This is a genomic window from Chryseobacterium camelliae (genome assembly GCF_030818575.1).
In the GTDB taxonomy this organism is placed as follows: domain Bacteria; phylum Bacteroidota; class Bacteroidia; order Flavobacteriales; family Weeksellaceae; genus Chryseobacterium; species Chryseobacterium camelliae_A.
Map to the genome: position 1 here is coordinate 1582166 of NZ_JAUTAL010000001.1, position 15882 is coordinate 1598047.

Here is a 15882-nt window from a genome sequence, read left to right on the forward strand (position 1 = left end):
TTTAGGTTGAAATTTTACCTTATGATTCCGCATCCTCATTGGAAACGGTAACGCGGTACTCAATGCCGTCAATAGCTTTGGTAACGATCTGGTTTCGCAAAATCTGGGCCATGTTTTCCCAATAAGCCCGTCCGTAAAACGTATAGTTCTGAGGAATGATCTCAACATCAACAGTTCTGATAAATCCTTCCTTAGGCTTGTTGCTGATCATCGTTCCTCTTTTTACACGCACTTCCCGGAGTTCATCTTTCAGCATCATCCTGCAATAGCTTTTTACGTCTTCAAGGGAAATAATCTTATCCCTTGTGGTCAGTGCGTACCGGTATGCCTGGATGCTGTCCGACCCTTTTTGCTCTTCCGCCCCGCCGATGCTTTCAGTAAGCAGTATCAGGGACTGGGACTTTAGCTGGTTAGACAGTTCGGTTCCCGGGCGCATATGATTGGCCAGTGTGCAGTGCGTCACCCAGAATGCCGCATAAGTATGATCCGTTTTTTCTACAGGCTCCATGATCACATAGTTCAGCTCCTGCCTGATATTTCTCTTGGCATTGTTTACCTTTTGGACCATGGATTTCATTTTGTCTGACATTTCACTCAGAATGCCTTTTACATTATCCCGGTTCAGGAGTGAAAACGCGGCAATCTCATCCCGCGTCAGCTCCAGGACATTGGCGATCATATCTACCGCATTCCGGTTGGTAAAACGTTCCATTCCACCTTTTCTAACGGTATACAATCCTTTACTCAGATGGTCTCCCGGTGTAAAAGGGATTTCCCTGTACTTCCTTCCTTCTCCGTCCTGTACTTCGTCAACATACAGGAAATGTTCTCCTTCATCTGTCACAAGCGGAATGTTGTTGCCCATGATATCAAGGCTGTATTCTGTTTTCTTCCAGCCACGGTTATAGACGGGAAAAGCATTTAGTACAAAAGAGAAATTATCCAGGATTTCGGCTGAAAACTGCGGGGGAAATTCAAATGTCAGCCACAGGTAGCGTTTGCCTTCCAGGTATTTCAGGATATCATCCTTATAGTCTAGAAAATCCAGGTTATGCGGAAGGGCTCCTGCTTCCGAGAGCAGACTGTCTGAAATCCCTGTTATTTCTATGAATTTATGACGGTAGATGCTTTGTATATCCTGAACGGTTTTTACCCTGATGGACTGCTCATGAAAGATTTGCTCATAACCTTCAGCCTGCTGGCTTTTAAGATAGGTAATGCCTTCTTTTACAAACAGCGGATTTCCGTTTGCCGTTACGGTCATATACGGAAGGAGCTTGTAGACAAAATCGAGGTGTTCAAAAGCAGGATTTGAACAAAATATGCTGAGTGACTTGGGGAAGTTCTCACTGATGTATTTTGAGGCATCAATACCAATTGTCACTTTTCGGTAATCTTCAGGACGGCCCTGGAATCTTGCAACAGGAATTTTGTTCAGCCGTTCATCTATGCTGTAACAAGTATTTCCCACAAACATCACAGCCGTCTGCATTTTATGGATCCTTATATTACCTACCGGCGTAAAGGGAATATTGATCTGCTTATCCGATTCTGATTTTATCGTAGAAGTCATCTGCTTCCTGAAGAAGAATTCCGTATGTTCCAGCAAAATTTCCGAAGATTCCTGCGGATGGGTAAAAGCTACGGCATGTGCCGGAAGCGGATGGGTATAGATGGATGGTGTAAGAAGCTTGGCCATCTTTTCCAGGATCCGCGCATTGACCGTCTGGATTTCATTGTTGGCTTTAAAGATTTCGGTGCTGAACGCATCAATAAGCAGCTTGACAAAAGGATCCAGAGATTGAGGGCTTTTCAGGCCCCATACTTTAGTGGCATTCTGAAGCATTCTGGCTTTTACAGATTCTTTGGAATAGATATTCTGATCTAAATTCATATCAATATAGGTGTGGTGGAATATTAATCTATGGACATCGGGCTCAGGAACAACTCTGTGGAGAAGGTGAAGCGTTCGCCGCTAGCCTCCATTTTAGCATTGATGGCAATTTTTACTTTTTTCTTGATCTCCGTGTGTTCCTTAGTGTCGTAATTATGCTCTACAAACTGGATGTGAGCATCAATCTGGGGCTGAATAATCCGGGGTTCGTATTCCTGAATCTGCCGTCTGAGGCTTTTTACAAAGATGCTTTCCCAGACAGCACTCGTTACTCCGTTATCGAACTCAAGGTTCCAGACATCATTGCCATAGTTTTCATCATATCTGTTTTCCCCTTTTTTGGTAGTAATGAGCAGCATGATATTGTGAGCGATGCTTTCGCCCATGTCGCAGGTATCAATACTCCCGCCTTCCGTCATTAATGTAGATGGCACAAAGGGCATTCTGTAATTGGGTGTGTCCATAAACTGTGTTTTTATTGGTATATCATAGCAAAATGGAATACCAAGTTAAGCAAATTCGGATAATTAAAGAAACCCGAAACAGAAATATTCAAATAAACATACACGATGGGTACCACAAATACCACAGCCTCAATACTGCTGGTCCTATAGTGGTTCTCTGAATGTACAAATCTCAAACTATGATGATGGCTCCAAAAGGAAAGCTATTGATTATTGGTGGAAAAGAAGACCGTCACGGATCTTCTTTGGAAATAGAGCATAACAACCATAATTTTTCACCCCATGAAATCCTAAGATTTCTTACCGAATCTGAAAGTGAAAACTTAAAGGTACATATCCTTACAGACAATTATACCTATAACCTCAAGACAGGAGCTTCCAGGGGAGCTGAAAGTAAAAACTGCTGACCAAGGGCAGCAGTTTAGAGATTATTTAGCAGAAGATGCTTTGCGGTTGATCAGGTAATAGACCGGAAGTCCCAACAATACCATAATAAACCCAGGCCAGGTATACTGCTGTTTGTAAATCAGCAGAAGAATGCAGAATCCTGTCCCAATGATGAGGTAAACTACCGGTGTTAAGGGATACAGCCATGTCCTGTAAGGCCTTGGCAGCTCCGGCTGTTTTATTCTGAGGTAAATTACGCCAAATACGGTAATCATGTAAAACAGCACGATAACAAAAGAAATCATATCCAAAAGGTTTCCATACTGTCCGCTGAGGCATAACAATGATGCCCAGATGCCCTGCATCCATAATGCATTGCCGGGAACTTCATTGGTGTTGTTTTTAGCCGCAGACCTGAAAAACATACCGTCTTTGGCCATAGTCTGGAAAACCCTTGCTCCGGCCAGAATTAACCCGTTATTACATCCGAAAGTAGAGATCATCACCAACAATGCGATAATAATGGTGCCTGCACTTCCGAAAATATTCTGTGAAGCGGCCACCGCTACCCTGTCGTTGGCAGCAAACGCCACGGTATCCCTATCAAGAGCATTCAGGTAAACCACGTTCACTGCGATGTATAAAACCATTACGGCAGAAGTTCCGTAGATCATGGATTTTACCACATTCTTTTTCGGGTTCTCAATTTCCCCGGATACAAATGTTACGCTTTCCCAGGCAACGGAACTGAATACAGAGCCAACCATGGCAGCAGCAATCCCACCCAGCAAAGTCATGCCGCCGATGCGTTCCCATCCGTAATTGGTGAGATTGCCCAGCGCATCTTTTCTCATGTTATTGAAAGCATCCCATCCAAAGCTGAAATTTTCAGACAGATGGGAAACATTCACGATAAAGAATCCGGCAGCGATAAGCCCCAGCAAGGCTAATATTTTAGAGCCTGTAAATACATTCTGCAATAGCTTGCCACTTTCCACGCCCCGCGTATTGATATACGTCAGCACCATAATCACGAGTATGGCTACAATCTGTATCCAGGTAATTTTAAATTCCCCGCTCTGGAAAAGAGGTGCTGCATCATTGAGCGCCGGGATAAGGTAAGCAGTATATTTTCCGAAAGCTACGGCAACGGCAGCAATCGTTCCGGTCTGGATTACTGTAAAAAGCCCCCATCCATAGAGGAAACCCATTTTTTTCCCGAAGATTTCTTTTAGATAAGTGTACTGGCCTCCGGCCTTAGGAAATAACGCTGACAGTTCGCCATAGCTGATAGCTGCGGCAATCGTCATGATCCCGGTGATTACCCAGACAATGATGAGCCATAATCCGGAGCCCAGGTTTCTCATGATGTCGGCACTTACAATAAATATCCCGCTCCCGATCATGGATCCCATCACGAGCATAACGGCGTCCCAAAGTTTTAGTTTTTTATGCATATTCAAATATAGGTGCCAAATATAAACAATTATGGAGTGTTTTTTATCAATTCGTTATCTGATTCAGATTCAAATTTTATTAGTATTTTTGAAAAAATATTAAAACATGAAATATAAAGCAGTATTAGTCGCCGCTGCCCTGAGTGTTTCGGCACTGGCTTTTTCACAGGAAACTTCACAAAAGAAAATAGCACCGCCTGCCGGCAATGCCATTGTAGGGGACACCTATGGATCGGGAGTAAACGCTTCTGCAGAATCAAAAGCCATTACGGTGGACAAGCTGAACAAAAAGCTTAAAAAAGATAACAAGAAAGTAGAAAACGTTGCCATCAAAGGAAAAGTAACGGATGTGTGCGACAAAAAGGGCTGCTGGTTAACTATAGAAACGGAAGACAACTCCCAGTTTTTTGTTAAGATGAAAGACTATGCTTTCTTTGTACCTACTGCTTTGAAAGGTAAAAATGTAGTCCTGGAAGGAAGTGCGGAAAGAAAAGTAACTTCGGTGGATGAGCAGAAACATTATGCTGAAGATGCTAAGAAACCGCAAGCTGAAATTGATGCCATTACCCAGCCGAAAGAAGAAATCCGGTTTGTGGCTAACGGAATAAAAGTGGTTGATTAATCCACAAGTCCGTTCAATTCTACGGTACAGGAACTAAAAACTATTTACTGGCCCGCTTCAGGGCTTAATAAAACAATTAAACCGGCTACCGTAAGGGTAAAGCCGGTTTTTTAATTTTTATTTGATTTTTCCGCCGTTTACGGCTAAAATTGAATGCTCTGTAAAATTTGATACTTGAGAAGGTTTTTTAATCTTCAAATCTAAAGTCAACCACCGCATCCAGCTTTGGATATTTCTTTCCTGAAATAAATTTCTTTCCGGTACAGTCTATTTCCAGCCAGCCCTTCTTCTCCTTTACATCGCCGGCTTCCACCACATAGGGCACAAATGATATATCTTCTTTTCCTTCCTCTTTTATTTCTTTGTATTGTACGGCAATATCCAGGATGCATTCATGTTCCGTATTCAGCCTTACATTGCGGTAAATGATATCGTAATGCGTTTCCCTGTTTTCCGGAATATCAAAATAAGTCTCCCAGCCTTCCGTACCAGAGTTGAGTTCTGCCATTGCTTTCAGGGCATAATACAAAGCTATCGTATAATACTTCCTCGTCCCTTTCCTGGAATAGTCCTCTGCAAAGTGCCCGCCCTCGAATAAAATGACCGGCAGCCCTTCCCTGGTAAAATTATCGCCTGTGGAAGAAGGATAGAACTCATCCGTATACCTTCCGATCTGCTCCGGAATAAGATCTTTAAGATGATTATAAACTTCTGCAATCACGGCCATGCATTTTTTCCGGTTTTCAGTGACGGTACGCTCAACATTTTCAGAAGGTGCTAAAAATGAAAGTGTGGCAGGATGGATGCCGTCTGTGGTAAATATGGTCCGCTGCTCATGAAGGTTCAGTGCATAATCATATTTTTTCGTAGCAACGGCCTGTTTCAAGTATTTGATCTCTACACTTGCTTCATTATGGTAATCCCGGTTGAGATCAATATCCCTGGCGTTAAGCCTTGTCCATCTTTCCGAACCGTCAGGATTCAGCATGAAAATAAAATCAAGCTGCAACCGGTCAAGCAATTCCTCTGAAAATTCAGGGTACCTGGTCCATGTTTCAAGAAGGTCAAGCATGGCATGGGTTGCATTCGATTCATTGCCGTGCATCTGGGACCAGGCAAGCACTTTAATAGCACCAGAGCCAAGGGTAAGCTTATAAATAGGTTTTCCTAAAAATGAGGTACCAATCTGCTGAATTGAGTTGCTGAAATTGGCCTGGAGGTAATCAAATAATTTTTCAGGCAGAATATAGCGATGTAAAAAGCCTGGATAGGAAGTATAAGCGTGTTCAAATTGCATTTACAAAAGTTTATTGCGTTCAAAGATAAAAAATTTTAATAAGCACATTATTGATTTACATTTGTAATTTAATTAAACATTAGGAATTGTCAGATTGACTGTTGATAAAATTGTGGATTAACATATTTTCAATAGTATACCTTTAAAACATTTTAAATCAATACTTTATAATCTTTATTTTAATTTTTAATTGAATGTTACTTTAAGTGTAATATACAATACTTATCCATATTTGGTGGTTATTCACTTAAACACAGAAATGCGGATAATTATTGTGAATAACTATCATATACAAATGTAAATTGCTGATAATTTACTGATTCCGTTTATGAAATGTGTATAAATTTTCAGTCAGTTTATGCATCTTCTTTGTGTTTCAATTTTTCAGATGATCCAGTACGGGCTTATGAAGCTTATTATCTAAATATTGTATCCATCCTACGATACCGCAATCAAAACATCCTTTATATAGCCAGGAATAGCGCCTAATATACCTGATGCCTGTCCCCTGCCCCGTAATAAGGTTTTAGCCTGTAAAGATTCACCTTGCCTGTTGAAATGCAGACTATTCATCAGGAGTCAACTGGTGCAAAAGTATCAGATCATTTATGATTTTAAGAAAAAATTTAGTAACAGTGATTGCGGAAAAAATGTGCAATAAAATAAGCGGTAAAATTTTATCTACATCGTTATATATTCATAATCAGTTATTTATAATGTTTACAACTGTATATTTCTACTATTTACATTTGTTTACAATTGTATTTTGTTTGTCTTCCTTTATTCTTTACATTTGTAAATACATAAATATACAAATGTAATGGGCTTAAACGAACGGATTTCCAAAGTCATCGAATATTCTAAACTGACTCCTTCTGAATTTGCAGACGAAGTTGATGTGCAACGCTCTTCCATTTCCCATATTACATCAGGGAGAAATAAACCATCTCTAGAATTTATCATCAAGATTAAATCCCGTTTTCCCGAAATCCTCTGGGACTGGCTGGTGAATGGTGAAGGTGAAATGCTGAAATCTGAATTGCCTGAAAACAGTGATCCGGATTTAGAGCCGGAACCGGAAGAAGTAATAGCTGAGGAAAAGACAAAACCTACTCCCTTGTCTGATCTTTTCAGCATGATGAATGAAGAAGAAGATTTCAGGTTAGATGAACCTGTTATAGAGCAGCCTGTACAGACGCCACGAGAATCCGTTATACCGCCCAGGACTGAAGATGCGACTAAAATATCCGATTCTCAGCGATTAGCACCAGTGAACGAAGAGATAATTAGTCAAGTCATTGAAAAGCAGACCAGTAAAATAAAACGTATTGTACTTTTTTATGAAAATGGAAAATTTGAAAGTTTTGAGCCATAAAAGTAAGCATAAGGCTCAATATGTATTCCTGTTCGTAAATATTATTATATAAAAAGTAAACCCCGCATTGCTGCGGGGTTTACTATATACAAAGATTAAAAATTATCTGCTTCTTTTCCTCCTTTCCAGTTCTTTTTTGATCAGTCCAAGCTCCCGGCCGGTCTGCCCTGCCACGGAAGTATTTTCCTGAGCCCTTCTTGTAAGGTAAGGAACAACATCCTTAACCGGTCCGTACGGAAGGTATTTGGTTGCATTATATCCTTTATCTGAAAGGTAAAAAGTAATATTGTCACTCATCCCGTATAGCTGTCCGAAATAGATATGAGGATTATCATTTTCAAGTCCTTTGAGCTTCATTTTATCCATTACCAGCTCAGAAGAGATTTCATTGTGGGTACCGAAAAACGCAGAAACCCTGTCCGGATGATTCATCACGAAATCAATTCCTGCATTGTAGTTTTTATCGGTAGCTTCCTTGTTCGGTTGTATAGGATCTGCATAGCCCTTTTCTGCTGCTCTCGCGCGTTCCTTTTCCATATAGGCTCCCCTAACAATTTTATATCCTATAAAATAGCCTTTTTCATGGGCTTTCTGAAGATGGGCTTCCATATATTCCAGCCTTCCGGTCCTGTACATCTGGATGGTATTCCATACAATAGGTTTTTCGCGGTTGTATTTCTCCATCATTTCTTCGCACAGATGGTCTGCAGCATCCTGCATCCATGTTTCCTCTGCATCTACCATTACTTTTTTATCGTGCTCATGGCAAAGGCTGCATACTTCGTCAAACCTTCTCACCACTCTGGCCCATTCCTCTTTCTGGCTGGAAGTAAGCTCCAGATTTTTTCCTACAGCTTCATAAAGGTCTATTCTTCCGAAAGCCGTTGGTTTGAATACAATAAACGGAATGGCAGGATTACCAACCGAGAATTTCACGATATCCTTAATTTCTGTGCATACAGCTTCAAAGGTTTCTTCATCTTCTTTACCCTCAATGGAATAGTCGAAAATGCTTCCTACACCTCTTTTGAAAAGCTGTTTCACAACTTTCATGCTTTCCTCACGGGTTTCACCACCGCAAAATTGTTCAAATAGGGTATTTTTTACAATCCCGGTAACCATCGGAAAATTATTGTGAACAGTAAAATTCAGGACAGATGTTCCTATTTTGGTAAGGGAAGGCTGCTCAATCATTCTGAACATCCAGTAAGCTTTCCTAAGCTGTGCATCAGATTTGTCTGCAAAAGCAATTTTAGTATCGTTAAAAATGGGCATTACTATTATTAAATTAGTTCTGCAAAGGTAATAATAACACCTCTTTTATTAAAGGATTTTTTTACAATTTGTTCTCAATTCCGTTGAAGAGCATGGCCAGGATGCCGATGAAAACCCAGAACCGTAAAATATTGAGTGTGATGAATTTAGTCTTCCTGGTATATTTGATTACCAGGTAAATGCATAAAGCCATGATTACCAATCCTGCTTCAAAATAGTATCCCATAATGCCTGAAATTCCCTGCCTGCAGATCAGCTTGACGGAAACAGCCATGATTACAACGAGTAGTGCCCCGATAATTGTTTTTGAAGTATTTGGCTGGAAACTGTTTGGGATGGTATCGTACCCGAAAGCTTTATCAACGCTTCTGGTAAGCGTATCTTTGACTATATCAATACATAGCAGGACCAGGAAGAGAAAAACAGCCATCAGCAGTACTTTCCAGGAAAATGTCTCATAATACACCATCATTCCGAAAAACGGATACAGCGTCAAACTGACAAAAGTAAGGTTATTCAGGATGAGCATACGGCTCAGTTTATGGCTGTAAAACCACATAAAAAACTGATAAATCAGGAAAAATATAAATACCCTGTATGAAATTATGAAGGCTACACCCAGGGAAATAATTCCTAAAAATAAATAAGCATAGAGGAAATACCGCTGCGATATAAAACTCTGGATCCTTGTGCGGAATGGTTTTACTACATGGTCTTTTTCGAAATCGTAAAACTGATTGATGATACCCCCTGCTAAAATGGTGAGTACAGTACAGAAAATGATGCCGTGAACTTTAAAATCGAAGACAAATTTCCTGAAAGATTCATCCTGGTTAAAGAGAAAAAATGTAGAAACATATAAGGCAAATGTAAGCAATGCAGCCACAAAAAACCTTGCTCCTACCAGGAAGCCCACCAGTTGTGAAAATCTGTAAAAAAGAGATTTGGATGCAGGAGCCTGAGTCCGGAAATTTTCTTTTTCAGAATTCATTCAGGTCTATTAAAATCTGTAAATCACCTCTTTCTGGAATCCTTCAAGCATCTTCTCAGCTTTCTCGTAGTCTTTAGTAAACCCGAGGATATAGCCACCGCCTCCGCTTCCGCAAAGTTTCAGGTAATATGCATTGGAATCAAGGCCCTTTTTCCAGATGTTGAAAATACTTTCCGGAATCATCGGGCGGAAATGTTCGTAAGCCCAATGGGAAAGTTTTTTCAGGTTCCTGAAAAACGGATTCATGTCTTTTTTTAGGAAAGCATCTATGCAGGCGTTATTATAACGGATAAATTCTTCTTTCAGTGTTTTGCGGAATCCTTCTGTTTTCATTTTTTCAAAGAAAATCTGGATCATCGGTCCGGTTTCTCCGGTCATTCCTGAATCAATAAGGAAAATAGCCCCTTTGCCTTCTTCACCATCCGGAATAGACACCCTGTCAAGATTTTCCCTGTTTTCAATAAGAATCGGAAGGTTCATGTAACAGATCAGAGGATCCATACCCGAGCTTTTCCCATGGAAATAGCTTTCCATTTCCCCGAAAACAGCCTTTAAATTTTTAAGATTCTCTTTGGAAATATTTTCAGGATCGTGTCTGGTAAGGGAATATTTTTCAAAAATTGCGGCTACCAGCGCCCCTGAGCTTCCTACTCCGTATCCCTGAGGAATATTGGAATCAAAGAAAAGCCCTGCATCGATATCATCTTTAAAACGCTGTACATCTAATGTAAAATCTTCCGGAAGTTTGAGTTCCTGAAGGAAATCAGCATATTTACGGAGATGTCCGTTGGATTTGGCTTCAAATTCCGAATGGTTCTCCGAAAACTTGAGAGTTCCCTTATAGAAACTGTAAGGTACCACAAGTCCCTGGGAATCTTCTATCATTCCGTATTCCCCGAATAAGATGATCTTAGCGTAAAATAGAGGGTTGGTCATACCGGCAATAAATCTTTTTGCAAATTTAGCAATTATTCCATTCATTACCGCAAAATCCGCGCCGAATATGATTGAAGTCCTGTTTTGCACACATTTTTGATATTTAAATTCAATTATAATCCATAAGGGTGATCAATAGAGTGTGCCGATTCCATACTGCGCCCCATATTTTTCAGTACAGCCCATAAAAAAAAGCTGTTGTACAACAGCCTTTAATTTTATAGTGTTTCCTTATTCTTAAGGGTTTTTAATTTCAAAAACCGTATAAGCACGAGTCCGACCCCGAAGAATACTGTCATGGAAAGTGCTGCAATCCGCATATTGTTGAAATGCTCGATTAAAGTCGCAAAAATGAATGTTCCCAGGATAATCGCCAGTTTCTCCAGCACATCATAGAAGCTGAAGAATGTTGTGTTTTCCATGGAATCCTGTGGCAGAAGCTTGGAATAGGTGGAACGCGACATGGCCTGAAGTCCTCCCATCACGAGGCCGACTACAGCTGCTACTCCGTAAAACTGGTATTCTACCGTAGGGTTTTCCTTGTTCAGGAAAAAGGCCCAGATACAGGCAATGATCCATAAAAATACGGCGATGGAGATTACGTTTTTATTACCGATCCTCCTGGACAGCCTCGAGAAAATGACAGCACCGATGATCGCTTCGATCTGGATGACCAGTAAGGTCCCAATCAATTTGTCCTGTGCCAGATTGATTTCACTTTTTCCAAATAAGGTCGCCATCAGGAAGATGGTCTGCATCCCTACACTGTAAAAGAAGAAACTTGAAAGGAAAAACTTCAGGTTCCTGTCCTTGAAAAGCTCATTCCCCACTTTGAACAATTCATGGAAACTTTCTTTGGCAATATCCTTATAAAAACAAAGGTTGTCTTTCAGTACTTCCAGAAATCCTCCCTGCTCTTCATGCCTTTTAAACAGGTTTTTATAATTCAGCAATACCAGGTCTTTAGGAAGTTTATCTTTAACATCCCCGAACTGCGGCAGATGCTTGAAAGTATATTGTGAAAAACCGAACCACCAGGCTCCTGTAAGCAGGAAGCTGATCCTCGTAAACAACAGCTGCTGGGCAGCACCTTTGGCAAAAACCTGGATCAGGAGCAGGCAGATGATCACCAGGATAACGGAACCGATATAGCCATAAACGTATCCTTTTGCAGACAGGGCATCCTGCTTGTCCTGCGTGGCTATATCCGGTAAAAATGAATTGTAAAAAACAAGGCTTCCCCAGAATCCCACGCTCGCTGTGATGCTGAATAAAAGCCCCAGAAAAACATTCTGCATACCGGTAAACATGGCAAGCCCCATACAGGAAGTCGCCCCAAGATAACAGAAGAACTGAAGGAAAGACTTTTTATTTCCTATGGTATCTGCCAGTGAAGACAGAAACGGCGACAAGAATACCACGACCAGAAACGAGATGGTCAGTGAATACCCATAGACCGCATCCGGCTGGTATTCTTTCCCGAATATGGTGATCAGGTGCCGCACCGGAACATCAATCCAGCGTTTGGTTTCTGCCACATATTCTTTCTTCTCATAGGCAGTAGTAAGAATGGAATAGTAAATAGGAAATATGGTTGATGTAATAACCAGTGAATACACCGAATTGGCCCAGTCATAGACGGCCCATGCCTTCATGATCTTCGGGTTATTTTTTATATTCTGCTGTTGCGGATTCTCAATTTCAGACATTTCAAATAAAGTATTAGTTGCACAAAAATAGAAAAACCATTAAGAAATGGATAAAGTTTTGTAAAAATTATCCGTTTCTTAATGGTAGTATATTCCTAAGCAGTGTGTTATATATTCTCAATAACAATGGCAGAAGCCCCGCCACCACCGTTACAGATGGCTGCAGCACCGTATTTGCCGTTATTCTGCTTTAATGCATTGATCAGGGTAACGATGATCCTTGATCCTGAACTTCCCAGCGGGTGTCCCAATGCAACAGCTCCTCCGTTAACGTTCACTTTCGCAGCATCGAGTCCAAGGATTTTATTATTGGCAAGACCCACTACGGAAAACGCCTCATTGAATTCAAAAAGATCGATATCGGAGATTTCCAGTCCTGCTTTTTTAAGGGCAATCGGCAGTGCTTTGGATGGTGCAGTGGTAAAGTTTTCCGGTTCCTGGGCAGCATCAGCGTAAGAAATGATCTTAGCCAGAGGTTTCAGTCCCAGCTCTTCCATTTTTTCTTTTGACACCAAGATCAGGGCTGAAGCTCCATCATTCAGCGTGGATGCATTGGCTGCGGTTACGGTGCCTTCTTCTTTTTTAAATACAGTAGGCAATGTAGGAATCCGGTCGAAATTCACCGCTTTATATTCTTCATCTTCGGCAAAGATCACCGGCTCCCCTTTTCGCTGAGGGATTTCCACAGGAACTACCTCATCAGAAAATTTGCCTTCGCTCCAAGCCTTTGCTGATCTTTTATAAGATTCAATCGCGAAATTATCCTGGTCTTCTCTGGAGAAACCATAATCCGCAGCACATTTTTCAGCGCAAACCCCCATATGTACTTTATTATAGACATCGGTAAGCCCGTCAAGCAACATACCATCCTGCATTTTCACATCCCCAAGTTTGGTGGCGGTTCTGGCGTTATAATAATGCGGAACCATGGACATGTTCTCCATACCTCCGGCTACAATTACCTCAGCATCACCGGCTTTAATGGCCTGTGCAGCCATGGTTACGGCTTTCATTCCTGAGGCACATACTTTATTAATGGTAGTAGCAGGGGTCTGGATGGAAAGTCCGGCTCCTATCGCTACCTGGCGTGCCGGTGCCTGGCCCTCTCCTGCCTGCAAAACGTTCCCCATATAAATCTCCTGAACCTCTTTAGGATCAAGGCTGATCTTATCTAATGCTCCCTTTACCGCAACGATTCCCAATCTGGTAGCCGGAACAGTGGATAAACTCCCCATGAAGCTTCCCATAGGCGTTCTTACTGCGGAAACAATGAATACTTCTTTCATGTGTATATAAATCTTTTACTTTATTAATGATCAGAAATGCTGATTATTCTACCGGCTTCTTATTTTTAGCCAAAAGCAACAGCAATGCCCCTCCGAATTCCACGATCCATCCCCAACGTAATTTTACAACTCCCGCCAGGGTTTCTGCCCATGATTTAAACGGCATAAAGCTGAAGTACTGGAAGGCCTGCACCTTAACGGCGAAGAGCGTGAAAATAAACAAAATGATAAGCAGGACGGCTGAATACCTTATGATCTTAATGTGATTGTTTATGATTCCCCATAAGGCCAATGCACACAGGATCCAGCATCCCGAAGCAAGGAAATGATCAAGCTTCCAATAGTTCCAGTTCCCGATGACAGGAATATGCACCAGCGGAAGAAAACTGCCGATAACCACCAATAAGACTGCTGCTAACTGAATATTTTTCATATTTCTTATCTTGCCAAAATACAAAAAAAATTATATTCCTCATAAGGGTATTTTAAAAATGAACCTTGTGGTACAATTCACAATAATACATTAATACACTTCCTTATTAATTAAATATTCCGCAATATAACGCCCTGATTATTGAGAATTTAAAACAGAGACTTTATGAATGCTATGGTGCAAATAGACATAATCATGTACGGACCCGCAGCACTGCATTGACATTTTTCATACTTTTGCTTAAAAATTATAGCTGTATGAAAAAAAAGGTGATGCTGATTCAGGATAATGAAGACATCCTCAATATTATGGATGAAATCCTGGAAGATAAGGGGTTTGATGTTACTTCATCCCTTACTACTGAACCTATTGAAAACATTGAGGAGATTGATCCCGATGTGGTTATCGTTGATGATTATATTAAAGGGGATAAAAAAGGCTCTGAAGTAATCAAAGACCTGAAAGAGGATCCTGAAACGGAAGATGTATCCTCTGTATTAACATCTACTTCTACCGAGCTCCCGCAAATTGCCAAAGAATGTAAAGCGGACGACTTTATCGAAAAGCCGTTTGACATTGATCACATGGTAGATGTGGTAAAAAGAAACACTTAAAATCTTCTGTACTACTCCTGTATTGGTATAGGAGGTCTGTGATATTCAAAATCCAGTGCATTGAAATGGATAAATTCACTACAGCCTGTATTAAGCAATTGAATTGATATCTTCTACAAAAGCTACATGATCCGGGTTTTCCGGCAGATAAAAAATACCTCTTTCTTTATGCTGTACCGTATGCAGTTCTATAAACGGGACAATTTTGGTCAGCTCTACCTGATTCGTCTTTCCTGATGCATCCACATATTCAAGCGTAAAACGGAACTGTGGATTTTCATTGATGTAGGTTCCTGTCTGCTCCGTTTTCAGGATCTTTGCTGTTGCCTGCAGGCCTGCACATTTCAGCTTCAGGTAATCTTTACTAACTATAAAACCATTCCCAGCTTTTCCTATCAGTTTAAAAAAGATCAGCCATCCTAAAAAGATAATGAAATAGATCACCAAGGGAGATATGATTAATGGATGTCCGATTTCCAGGAAATTCCAACCATATCCATGACTTTCAAAAGAATATGCATATAGGAAATATCCTGCTATCAAAAAAGTAAAGAGCAACCAGGCCAAATAAAGCCCGTAATTGATTCTCGTCTGGATGCCATCCAGTATAATATAAGGATATTTTTCAAAGGTCTTATCAATCCACAGACTTATTTTATTTCCTGTTTCAAACCTTTTCTGTGTGGGCTTTGAATCATTAATCTCCATTTTATGCCAGACTGTAGCACCCCTTAGATTTTCAAACTCCAGGACAACGGATTTACGTTCAAACGAATCGGACAGAGTGCCCAATGTGTTACATTCAATAATCTGTGCCTCAATTTTTTGTCCGTGTTTTGAAATATAGCGGATATTTCGCCGTGCCTTGAAAGAATATCTATAGATTGTATATAATGCCAGTATGAGAATACCCGTCCATAGCAGAATGCTTGTAACAAGGTATAGCATGGCTGTACTGCTGTTCCTGTCTGCCAGGTCACTATAATCTACACTACTGTAATAGATAATTGCAGGGTGGATAAAAATGAAATACAAAATCAATATCACCCAAAAAAATCCAAAAAATCTTTTAATCATACTACTGCTCCGTCTGTTTAATTTCTGCTTCCAGAATCAAAAATTATGCCTGTTGAAGCGGCGTA

At 40.7% G+C, this 15882-nt stretch carries 15 protein-coding genes; 4 read left to right on the top strand and 11 right to left on the bottom strand.

Going from position 1 to position 15882, the window contains the following annotated elements:
• Nucleotides 1–19: 19 nt before the first annotated feature.
• Nucleotides 20–1894 (bottom strand): type VI secretion system baseplate subunit TssF, encoded by a 1875-nt coding sequence (locus QE404_RS07155; protein WP_307448519.1) that lies wholly within the window; start codon nucleotides 1892–1894, stop codon nucleotides 20–22.
• Between the two features lie 23 nt (nucleotides 1895–1917).
• Nucleotides 1918–2358, bottom strand: a complete 441-nt coding sequence (locus QE404_RS07160; RefSeq protein WP_307448522.1) for a GPW/gp25 family protein — start codon at nucleotides 2356–2358, stop codon at nucleotides 1918–1920.
• 161 nt (nucleotides 2359–2519) lie between these two features.
• Between QE404_RS07160 and QE404_RS07165 the strand changes: the two genes are divergently transcribed.
• Nucleotides 2520–2765, top strand: coding sequence for a hypothetical protein (locus tag QE404_RS07165; protein ID WP_307448525.1), 246 nt, complete (start codon nucleotides 2520–2522; stop codon nucleotides 2763–2765).
• Nucleotides 2766–2786: 21 nt separating this feature from the next.
• On the opposite strand, the gene QE404_RS07170 is transcribed toward QE404_RS07165, so the two are convergent.
• Nucleotides 2787–4202 carry an APC family permease gene (locus QE404_RS07170; RefSeq protein WP_307448528.1) on the bottom strand — a complete coding sequence of 472 codons (1416 nt, stop codon included), beginning with the start codon at nucleotides 4200–4202 and terminating at the stop codon, nucleotides 2787–2789.
• Nucleotides 4203–4308: 106 nt separating this feature from the next.
• Between QE404_RS07170 and QE404_RS07175 the strand changes: the two genes are divergently transcribed.
• A complete protein-coding gene (locus tag QE404_RS07175) occupies nucleotides 4309–4824 on the top strand; it encodes a DUF4920 domain-containing protein (RefSeq protein ID WP_307448530.1) in 516 nt (171 codons plus the stop codon).
• A gap of 187 nt (nucleotides 4825–5011) precedes the next feature.
• Here the strand turns inward: QE404_RS07175 and QE404_RS07180 are convergent, their stop codons facing one another.
• Entirely contained in the window at nucleotides 5012–6121 is a 1110-nt protein-coding gene (locus tag QE404_RS07180; RefSeq protein WP_307448533.1) for a M14 family zinc carboxypeptidase, read from the bottom strand.
• Nucleotides 6122–6941: 820 nt separating this feature from the next.
• Here QE404_RS07180 and QE404_RS07185 point away from each other — a divergent pair.
• Complete coding sequence (locus QE404_RS07185; RefSeq protein WP_307448535.1) at nucleotides 6942–7496, top strand: helix-turn-helix domain-containing protein; 555 nt, start codon at nucleotides 6942–6944, stop codon at nucleotides 7494–7496.
• A gap of 102 nt (nucleotides 7497–7598) precedes the next feature.
• Here the strand turns inward: QE404_RS07185 and QE404_RS07190 are convergent, their stop codons facing one another.
• The 6 genes from QE404_RS07190 to QE404_RS07215 all read right to left on the bottom strand — a co-directional run bounded on the left by QE404_RS07190 (nucleotide 7599) and on the right by QE404_RS07215 (nucleotide 14126).
• Nucleotides 7599–8771, bottom strand: a complete 1173-nt coding sequence (locus tag QE404_RS07190) for a proline dehydrogenase family protein (RefSeq protein ID WP_307448538.1) — start codon at nucleotides 8769–8771, stop codon at nucleotides 7599–7601.
• Between the two features lie 61 nt (nucleotides 8772–8832).
• A complete protein-coding gene (locus QE404_RS07195; protein WP_307448540.1) occupies nucleotides 8833–9762 on the bottom strand; it encodes a UbiA family prenyltransferase in 930 nt (309 codons plus the stop codon).
• A 9-nt stretch (nucleotides 9763–9771) separates the two neighbouring features.
• A complete protein-coding gene (locus QE404_RS07200) occupies nucleotides 9772–10698 on the bottom strand; it encodes a mevalonate kinase family protein (protein WP_307448543.1) in 927 nt (308 codons plus the stop codon).
• A gap of 218 nt (nucleotides 10699–10916) precedes the next feature.
• Nucleotides 10917–12407: an MFS transporter gene (locus QE404_RS07205; RefSeq protein ID WP_307448545.1), complete on the bottom strand. Its 1491-nt coding sequence runs from the start codon at nucleotides 12405–12407 to the stop codon at nucleotides 10917–10919.
• Nucleotides 12408–12514: 107 nt separating this feature from the next.
• Entirely contained in the window at nucleotides 12515–13693 is a 1179-nt protein-coding gene (locus tag QE404_RS07210) for an acetyl-CoA C-acyltransferase (protein WP_307448548.1), read from the bottom strand.
• Nucleotides 13694–13736: 43 nt separating this feature from the next.
• The gene (locus QE404_RS07215) at nucleotides 13737–14126 is read right to left on the bottom strand and encodes a hypothetical protein (protein WP_307448551.1); all 390 of its coding nucleotides are present in this window, start codon (nucleotides 14124–14126) and stop codon (nucleotides 13737–13739) included.
• A 257-nt stretch (nucleotides 14127–14383) separates the two neighbouring features.
• Here QE404_RS07215 and QE404_RS07220 point away from each other — a divergent pair, with 257 nt between their 5' ends.
• Nucleotides 14384–14740 carry a response regulator gene (locus tag QE404_RS07220; RefSeq protein ID WP_307448553.1) on the top strand — a complete coding sequence of 119 codons (357 nt, stop codon included), beginning with the start codon at nucleotides 14384–14386 and terminating at the stop codon, nucleotides 14738–14740.
• A 90-nt stretch (nucleotides 14741–14830) separates the two neighbouring features.
• On the opposite strand, the gene QE404_RS07225 is transcribed toward QE404_RS07220, so the two are convergent.
• The gene (locus QE404_RS07225; RefSeq protein WP_307448555.1) at nucleotides 14831–15817 is read right to left on the bottom strand and encodes a hypothetical protein; all 987 of its coding nucleotides are present in this window, start codon (nucleotides 15815–15817) and stop codon (nucleotides 14831–14833) included.
• Nucleotides 15818–15882 lie beyond the last annotated feature (65 nt).